The sequence below is a fragment of the Pirellulales bacterium genome, from assembly GCA_036490175.1.
Lineage (GTDB): Bacteria > Planctomycetota > Planctomycetia > Pirellulales > JACPPG01 > JACPPG01.
Genome location: DASXEJ010000066.1, coordinates 23,681 through 30,914, shown reverse-complemented (window position 1 = coordinate 30,914; position 7,234 = coordinate 23,681). Strand labels below are relative to the sequence as shown.

Sequence of the window (7,234 nt, the reverse complement as noted above, 5' to 3'; positions counted from 1 at the left end):
GTGCCTCGCGCGCCAAACGAACGGGCGACTTCGTCATCCGACGCGTCGTTGCCTCGCGCATCGCTGTCCCTCCCTGGACCAGCCAACAACCAAAACAACCGACCAAACATAGCCCATCCAATCAGTTTTCAACAGAGCAATCGGATATCAAAAGGCACATTGAATGACGAAGATCAACGAAGAGGTCACCGACGCAGAATTGTCGGTGCTCGAGGTGCTGTGGAAGCATCCTGACGGGGTGCCTGTGCGCGACATTGTGCTCGCGGTGTATGGACGGCACGAGCACTCGTTGCACGGTGGAGTCAAAAGCTTTCTTGATCGGTTGACGGAGAAGGGATTGGTCCGCGTCGACAAAACCGGATTTGCACACCAATTCTTCGCCACGATCACGCAACAACAGTTCGTGGGTCAGCATTTGAAGAAATTGGCCGACAGCCATTTTGGCGGCTCGCTTGCTCCGCTGCTGCTGTCGCTACTGGATCAGACAAAACTCAGTCGCAAAGACCGCGCGGCGATCGAAATGATGATCGACAAAATGGGAGACTGAGCCATGGACGAACTGGTCACACGGCTGGGTTGGAATCTCGTCCTGTGCATTCCCTTCGGCATCCTCGTCTGGTGCCTGACGCGCGCTCCGCAGATCTGCACACGACCGGCCATCTGCCATGGGCTGTGGTTGCTCGTCCTCGTGAAGATGGTGACGCCGCCTTTCATTCCGCTGCCCTTGATACCAGATGCCTGGAACCTCTCTGCCGATCGATTTTCGAACTCCACCGCGCAGCCGGCAGCGACCATCGAACTGCAACAGCATGCCATCGTCGCTGACTCGACGAGTCAGACAGCCCTCTCACCGCCACGCAGTCCATCGCCGGACGCTCGAGTACCGGTCGTGCTCGCCGCCGACCGATTGAACACGAATCTCGGGCGATTCGTCACGATCGCCGTCGTGCTGGCCAGTCTCGCCGTAACGATGGGGATCTGGCTGATCGCCTTCCGCCAACTTCAGCGGCTACAGCGTTTATTGACGGGCCATCAATCCCCATCGGATCGCGCCCAGCAGCTTCTCGGCAAACTCGCACCAGAATTCCGCCTGCGGACGATTCCGGATTTGATCATCGTGGATGCACCGCTGGCACCGTTGGTTTGGGCGGGACCGCGGCAATCCGTGGTCGTCCTTTCACAGCCATTAATCGAGTCGCTGGACGACGGCCAGTTGGAGTTTGTGCTGGCCCACGAACTGGCTCACCTCAAGCGCTGCGACCACTGGAGCAACCTGTTCGGGTTCTTTGTGACCACTTTGTTTTGGTGGCATCCGGTGGCGTGGTTGGCCAGGCGAGAACTTGGCCTGGCGGCCGAAGCGTGCTGTGATGCCATGGCTCTCCAGCGATGCCCCGGCTCACGCAAGTCCTATGCACAGACGCTGCTCAGCGTGATCGACCTGATGAACTGTCGCGACTTTTCGCGCCCGGCGTTGTTATTAAACTTCAGCGGAACATCCGCGCTACGAAAGAGAATTCAAATGCTCACCGATTCAAGAGTGCGAACACGGATTTCGGTCGGCGGATGGGTGCTGTTGCTGATCGTCGCGGCATCGTCGTCGTTGCTGCCCATTCGAGCCCAGGAGTCGGGACAACCGCCAAAACCAACGCCCGCCAAGGACAATCAGAAAATCACGATCGCGCCCGTGGAGTCAGGCGATGTCAACTTGACACAGGAGTATCCCTGCCAGATCCACGCGTACCGTCACATTCAAATCCGCGCCCTGGCAGAGGGGTTTCTGGACGAGGCTTCGATCAAAGAGGGGCAGAAGGTAAAGGATGGAGATTTGCTGTTCGCTGTCGCGCCCGAGCTGCATCAAGCCAAGCTTGATGCCGAAAAAGCCGAACTAAAGGTCGCGGAACTGGAATACGCATCCCAGAAGAAGTTGTTCGAGAAAAGCGTAATCACTGAAACCGAGGTGCAACTGAGCCAAGCAAATGTGTCACAGGCGGAAGCCAAAGTGAAACTGGCGGAAGAAGCATTGAAATTTGCCCGAGTCAAAGCACCGTTTGCCGGCGAGATTGGGCGATTCGAAGCTCCCGAGGGCCGCTTCGTCAAGGACGGTGAGACCCAAACGAGCTTGACGGATCCCAGTCTGATGTGGGTCTATTTCAACCTCCCCGACGCCCGGTATCTGGGGTACATGGCCGACGTGAAGCAGAACAAAGATGACCTGAAAATCGAACTCACGCAGGCGAACGGCAAAAAGTTCTCAGAGGTAGGCCGCATTGGTGCGATCGGAACCTACTCCAAAAACCAGACAAAAAATATCGACATCCGCGCCGATTTTCCGAACCCGGATGGCGAGCTGCGTCACGGTCAGACCGGCACTGTATTGATCAGCGCGATGCGCAAGAACGTCATCGCCATCCCTCAAAAGGCGACGTTCGAAGACGACGGCAAGCGCTACGTCTTCGTGGTCGACAAAGACGACGTGGCAAGTCGGCGCTTGATCACCATTCAGACTGAAACGGAAGACCAGGTTGTCGTCAGCTCAGGGATTAGCACAGGCGATAGGATCGTGGTCGACGGAGTCAAGCTGGTCCAGGATGGCAAAAAGGTGGATTACGAGAAACGCTAGCTAACGCCCCCTTCTGATACCTCAATGATCTAAATGACCATCTAGACTTGTGGTGCACACATTCGCCAGGACGTTACGAAAGGGGACCGTATTTCGGCCGCAGAGCGAGCGAAAGAAGGTAGTCCGGGGCAGGCATCTTTGGGCTCCGACGGCAATCCAGAGTTTTGATTTGTGAGACGGCCAGCTGATTGCACTCGGTGTCCGAGTCGAGTAGTCTGGCCGTAACCAGAACCTGCATTGCGTTCAAAGTCAGCTAATACACAGCTGCTCAGAGGAGCACGCTACTGCCCTCTCTTTAATGCCGGACGCCGCGCGTCGCTTGTTAGCGATGATATTGCGGTATCTCGTTCCGGCGATATTCCTGCGTGAGCGATTCTACGCTCCCAGTCCCATTGTTGTTTCCAATGGTCCGCGCGTCTTTTTTGGAGTTGACTAATGAAGGCAATCCAAGCGTGTTCGAGCGTTGGCGCTTCATTGCGCGGCGAGTTGAGCACGTGCGTTGCCTCGACCCATCTTCGCGCGGCCGGTCGAGATTGCTCTTCCCCAGTACGCGCGTTTTACCTTCAGTCGGCCCTTGGCTCGCGTTCTCCAAAAAGTACGCGCCATCTTCAATCGGTTGAATTCCGGGCCTCGGTCAACCGTCCAACGGCCGGTCGCATATTCCTCTACTTCATGCGGCGCTCGTACGCACTGTTAGAGTGTGCGCGCCACGCAAATCTTTCTCCTACCGCTCTTACAAGGAAAAGCTGATGAACATTCGCATGGCTCGCCATTGTCGCACGCTCACTGGCGGCGCGATGTTGGCTGCAATTCTGCTTGGATCGCAAAGCGTATCTGCAGCAGATACGCTGACGATTGACAGCAATCTGAGCATGCTCAATTTTCAATTCTCGCTCGTCGGACTGGACGACGGCACGGTGCTTGGCACATTCGTCGGCCAGGGAGATGTTCCACAGGGTACGCTGTCTAGCGGCAACGGAATGCGCTTTCCTGGCTTCAGCAACGGGCTTTCCGCGCAAGCGACAGGAACGATCGACATAACGCCAGGCGCGTTTTCAATCGACGGCGGATCGAATGTTGGCTTGCTCGACTCTGGGCTGTGGCAGCCAGGCTCTCCGAGCGGCAGTTCATTCACCGCCGCGCCAATTGCCGGCCAGCTCGGTGGCTATCTGGTAACAACGCTTGGCGCTGGCCCGGCTCCGGACACGTTCATCCCAGCGCGGATCAATAACGCCTTGTTTAATTTTGTGTCGTCCGACGCCTTGCCGCTTGGACCTGGTGGAGCATTTAGCGATCCACTCGGAGTCGCAGGATTAACCGCGGGCGACATAGCCCTTTCAGCCATCAACCCGCTCAGTGGTCTTTACAACGCCTCGAGTTTTATTCCGCCAACCAACGGAAGTGTTGATCTGTCAGGCACGTACCTCAATGGTCAACTCTCGATGGCGGTCGCGGGGTCGCTAACCGTCGACGCCACGGATTTGTTTCTCGGACTGCCGATCGGCATTCAGATCTCGCTGACTGGAAACATTGTGACAACACCAGTTCCCGAACCGGCTTCAGAAACGTTGTTCATTAGCGGCATTGCTTTCGGTGTTTTCCTTGTAACTCAAGCACGCAAGCGCACGTCGTCGGTTTTGCTGGCGAATAGCGCGGCCATGTGGCGCCCCTGGCAGGCCAACCACAAAGCTCCAGCGACTCTTGTCGCGAACGCTACTCTATACCACTCTCGGCGTGCATAGCTTCTTGACGGACGCTTCCTTTTAGTCTTGGAGTTCCTTAAGCGATCAACGAGTTGGCCAAGTCACGTACTGCATAGTTGTCGTTTCCTCGATGCTGCGCCGCGGTCTTGCAAAGTGGGTGTGATGCCTTCCGCCGTCGCGTAACGCCTTGGATGCGCGCTCCGGCGTAGGGATCAGTGAGGGAGCTTTTAATAGAAGAAAGCGGAACAGCGTACCTGTAAGTGCCGAATCTCAGCCGCAACAAGACTGTGCCAGGCGACTCCATGCGGCGCGACCAGATTCGTCATCTTTAGATCCGGAAGGCTAGTCGGACGAGTATAGCGACCGAATCGGTACTGCTCGAAAACAGGTCGACGCCCGTAGCCGCCCTCATCGCATGTAGAGTTAGCAGCATTTGGCTGGAGGCGGCGCTGGGCGACGCAATGAAGTGCTGCTTTGGCGCTGCGCGATTTGATTGGCGTCGCAAGAGTGCGGCCAACGCGTGAGATGATGATAAGTGCGGCGTTGGGAAACAAGGCCTTTCAGCGATCCACGCGGTCCGCAGTTGCTCGACGCAAGTCGGCCAGTACGCGATGTGTGGCCGTGAGTTCGATCAGTTCCGCCATGGTGCGAACTCGCAGCTTGCGCATGATCGCCGATCGGCGCATTTCGACCGCGCGTTCCGTTAGTTGCAGGCGACCTGCCATTGCCTTGTTTGTCAAGCCGGCTTCAATAAGCCTGAGCGTGTCACGGTCGCGCGGGTTGAGGCGAGCGATGCGCTCGGCGAGTGAGGTAAACTCCGCATCGCTCTGTCGCCACTCGGCGTCAAGCGCCAAAGCCTTTTCCACGCGCTCGAGCAACGTTGCGCGTTCAAAGGGTTTTTCCAAGAACTCGATCGCGCCCGTTTTCATCGCGGCTACCGCAGTCGAAACGTCTGCATGCGCCGTGATAAAGATCACTGGAATCCGCTTTCCCTCACCGAGCAGTTGCTCGTAGAGTTCGAGACCCGACTGCCGCGGCATGCGGATGTCGAGTAATAGACAGCCTCGCATTTCCGACCGATAAAAGCGTAGGAAACTTGCCGGCGTACCGAATGCGTTAACGTGGAAGCCCAGCATTTCCAGCAACACGCGGAGCGAATCGCGCATCTGCTCGTCGTCGTCAACGACAAACACTGTCTGCTTGTCGGTCGTACTCAGCGGCATGGCTCTGCAGTCGTGGTAATACGAATGAGAAATGGGCACCTTGCGGTGATAACGATTGCGCCCAGATGGTCCCATGATGCTGCTCGATGATCGAGCGGCAGATGGACAAACCGATGCCTAAGCCATCGGTCTTGGTTGTGTGAAAGGGCGCGAACAACGAATCGGGATCGGCGTCGCCAAGTCCCTGTCCATTGTCGACGACGTCGATTTGTGCAGATTCCGGCTGCACTTTAATCTGCAGCACAATCCGGCGGTCCTGGGCGGAAACGACCTCCAAAGCATGGAATGCGTTCTGAATAAGGTTGACCAGCACCTGTTGGATTTGGATCGGATCGACTTCAACGATGATCTCTCCGCCGGTTGGCGGTTGGAACAGTATGCTTGTCCCGGCCCTGCTGGCCTCTGGACGGCACAGCGCAACGACTTCGTGAACGAGCGCAACCAGCTCGACGGGCATTACGTCGGCAGTCGCCACCGGTCGCACGAAGTTGCGAATCCGTCGAACGATTCCGCCGGCTCGAAGCGAGGCAAGACGCACGCGCTCGATAAGATTCTGCAAATGTCGCTGACCCCGGTCATCCAGTGGCTGACCGAGGGCCAGGCTACACGCTTCCGTGTAGTTGACGATCGTGGCAAATGGCTGATTAAGCTCATGAGCGAGACCGGCGGCCAGATGCCCCACAGACTCGACACGATCCGCATGCGCCAATTGCGCGGCCAGAGTCCGATTGCGTGACTCCATGACTTGACGCTCTTCAACTTCAGAGCGCAAGGCCGCCAGCATTTCATTAAGCTCGCGCGTGCGGTGGGCGACTAGCGTCTCTAATTGGTCCACCTGACCACGAATGGCGCGAGTTGCCGGATGGATGACGAACCATCCCAAGGCGCTCACCAAAGCAACGATTGTGCCGGCAATGGCCAAAGCCAGCAAGCGCAGCCTATGCAGTTCGGCGGCAGATTGCGTTTCCATGAGCGAGACCAAACGGTCCATCGTGCTCAGGAACATCGGATCATGCGCGGCAATCACGGCGAGCGCCGTTGACACGTCTTGCGCCGCCTCCATCGGGTCACGTCCTAGGAATTCGGCTGCTTCCCGCATTGCTTCGAAGTGAGGTTGCAATTGCGACCAGGTGCCGTCGATAGCCGTTGAGGAAAGACGTACGATCCCGCGCTCGGCGTCGCCATGCTGCAGAGCCTGGTGTGCCGATGACCATTCGCTCAATGCCTCTCGCAACTCGGCGCGGCGAGCGGCGCGCGATGAGTCGTCCAGCGCCGCCTTCAAGGCCAGCGAGGCCTTGGCCAGCTTTTGGCTGAGCATGCGCTGGCGGCCAGCGACATTAATAACCGGCGCATAGTCATTCATCCGCACCAGCAGCGGCTGAATGAGCGCCTGATTGGTCACCACCAGAGCCACGACCGCCATGAGCACCATGAGGTAACGGGCGCTCAATCGTCTGATGAAATCGTCTCGGACCAGGGCGGGCTGGTCGACGTTCGATGGTGAGATACCGACTTGCATGGAATTGGCGAAGAAGCAACCGGGGATCAACCCGGTAACTCGCCGGGTAATCGTAAACCTCTAAGGAAATCGCGTTCCACTTGGCGGTTAAATCGCGTGTACATCTCAAACCCTTAGTGCTGTGCAAGTTCGGGCGCCCGGGACTAGGGAATACCGAATTTCGACGGGG

The 7,234-nt window shown here is 57.4% G+C and carries 5 protein-coding genes; 3 read left to right on the top strand and 2 right to left on the bottom strand.

Going from position 1 to position 7,234, the window contains the following annotated elements; translation table 11 throughout:
* Positions 1–163: 163 nt before the first annotated feature.
* From VGG64_04505 to VGG64_04495, 3 genes are all read left to right on the top strand, one after another.
* The gene (locus VGG64_04505) at positions 164–547 is read left to right on the top strand and encodes a BlaI/MecI/CopY family transcriptional regulator (GenBank protein ID HEY1598838.1); all 384 of its coding nucleotides are present in this window, start codon (positions 164–166) and stop codon (positions 545–547) included.
* Between the two features lie 3 nt (positions 548–550).
* Positions 551–2,620: an efflux RND transporter periplasmic adaptor subunit gene (locus tag VGG64_04500; GenBank protein HEY1598837.1), complete on the top strand. Its 2,070-nt coding sequence runs from the start codon at positions 551–553 to the stop codon at positions 2,618–2,620.
* A gap of 749 nt (positions 2,621–3,369) precedes the next feature.
* On the top strand, positions 3,370–4,362 hold the full coding sequence (locus VGG64_04495; GenBank protein ID HEY1598836.1) for a hypothetical protein: 993 nt from the start codon (positions 3,370–3,372) through the stop codon (positions 4,360–4,362).
* A gap of 521 nt (positions 4,363–4,883) precedes the next feature.
* On the opposite strand, the gene VGG64_04490 is transcribed toward VGG64_04495, so the two are convergent.
* Positions 4,884–5,546, bottom strand: coding sequence for a response regulator (locus VGG64_04490; GenBank protein HEY1598835.1), 663 nt, complete (start codon positions 5,544–5,546; stop codon positions 4,884–4,886).
* A complete protein-coding gene (locus tag VGG64_04485) occupies positions 5,503–7,065 on the bottom strand; it encodes an ATP-binding protein (protein ID HEY1598834.1) in 1,563 nt (520 codons plus the stop codon). Before VGG64_04485 ends, VGG64_04490 begins: the two co-directional genes overlap by 44 nt.
* Between the last annotated feature and the right edge of the window lie 169 nt (positions 7,066–7,234).

What these genes read in the sequence shown, in the direction of transcription:
- VGG64_04500 (HEY1598837.1), top strand. Translation starts at nt 551, where the DNA reads ATGGACGAACTGGTCACACGGCTGGGTTGGAATCTCGTCCTGTGCATT.
- VGG64_04490 (HEY1598835.1), bottom strand. Translation starts at nt 5,546, where the DNA reads ATGCCGCTGAGTACGACCGACAAGCAGACAGTGTTTGTCGTTGACGAC.
- VGG64_04485 (HEY1598834.1), bottom strand. Translation starts at nt 7,065, where the DNA reads ATGCAAGTCGGTATCTCACCATCGAACGTCGACCAGCCCGCCCTGGTC.
- VGG64_04505 (HEY1598838.1), top strand. Translation starts at nt 164, where the DNA reads ATGACGAAGATCAACGAAGAGGTCACCGACGCAGAATTGTCGGTGCTC.
- VGG64_04495 (HEY1598836.1), top strand. Translation starts at nt 3,370, where the DNA reads ATGAACATTCGCATGGCTCGCCATTGTCGCACGCTCACTGGCGGCGCG.